General features: G+C 29.0%; 1 pseudogene. It reads right to left on the reverse strand.

Annotation, left to right across the window (positions count from 1 at the left end):
• Positions 1 to 1423: 1423 nt before the first annotated feature.
• A pseudogene (locus DMC01_RS15530) lies at positions 1424 to 1577 on the reverse strand (IS1595 family transposase); the annotation flags it as partial.

Consider the following 1577-nt stretch of genomic DNA (forward strand, 5'->3'; position numbering starts at 1 on the left):
TGCAAGTAAATCTATATAAAAATTCTATTTTGGAAGCTTCTATGATGAAAAAATATTTGGCTCAAGATACTTTAATAGGATTTTCTCTTATTAACTTTAATAAATTTTGATAAATAGTTTGCCCTAAATTTTTTGTTTTAATTTTGTTTCTTTTAAGTGAAGGACAAAATTTTCTTTTTTGTGCTTTTAAATTTAGCAAGTGTCAACTTTGCAAACTTCTGCTAGCAGTTACGAGTGCGTAGCACGAAGTAAAAAATTCACAATTTTGTTGATATGATTTCGTGCGTGTGCAAACTCAAATTTGGCGTGTTTGACCATATAATGTGCCTTTGCTCCTTCTACTACGCAGTTGCAAGACGAAACGAAACAAAAATAACTCTCATCTATTTTTATTTCACCTTGAATTTTAGAGTTTTTTCACATTCTTTAAGGGTTAAAATGTGAATTTCTTGCAAAATTTTATTAATGCAACACGAGTTATTTTGCAAAGCCCAGCGTCTTTTAGCCTCTAAATCAAGGCGCAAATACTTAAAAATTCCCTTACATTTGGCGAAATTCTAGAATGAACCTTTGTTTTTCATAGGCGTTAATTTAAAAACCCTTTGACTTAAGTTTAATTGAGTCTATCTTGTTTCAAATCGCAAATATACAAAACTTGCACTTTCTTGTGATAAGGATAAAGACAGCAAAACATTACCCAGACATAATTGACAAAAACCTTATAGAAAAAGTTAATAAGTTCTATATTCACGGTATGACAAAAGAAGATCAAGAAGCGATTTTATTTAGAACCTAGTTTTTTTAAAACACCATATCTATTTGTATAAGTTGTTTAGAATCTTATAATTTTGTGCAATACCAAGTCGCAGTAGAACGCATCGTTAAAAAATACTGCAAGGACTGCAAGTAAATTCACATAAATTTAGCATAGAATTTATGTGAATTTAAATAATGCTTAAGATAAGTGAGCTTTGCTAAAATTGTGTTTTGAAAATTTGTAGCTAAAAAGGCAAAAATACCAAGCAATAAAATAAACAGCCATCCCCTTTTCACAACTGTTTTTCATAGGCTTTGTCTTAAAAACCCTTAAGTTTAATGAAGCCAAACTTAAAAGGCTTTCAAATAAATTTAAGGCTAAGCACCCAAGGCCTAAATTTAAGCAAACACTTTAATTTTTAAACATAAATTCACAAAAGCACCTTGTGATTTAAGCTTTGAGTGAAGTATTTAAACATTCTTTGTGAATTTAATGTTTAAAGTTGGGATTTTAAGGCTAAATTCAAGCATTTCAAAAGGCTAAATTAACCCCTTTCAATCTGTTTGATTTAAGCTAAAAGCTTCAATTTTTAAAGTTTTTAAAGTTGCCTTTCAAGCCTCTTTAAAAGTCTATAAATCTTTCGGCGATTGATACTTTTAGCTAAAATTACATAGGATTTTTCCTAAGCCATTTTAACAAAATTTTATACAAATTTTCATTTTTAACTTTAACATTATATCTAAATTCAGTTTCCTTTAAGTGCAAATAGAAAAATTCCCTTTTAATGCCGTGAAACTGACTTAATCTAGCCTTTGCATAG

It is taken from the genome of Campylobacter troglodytis, assembly GCF_006864425.1.
Lineage (GTDB): Bacteria > Campylobacterota > Campylobacteria > Campylobacterales > Campylobacteraceae > Campylobacter_D > Campylobacter_D troglodytis.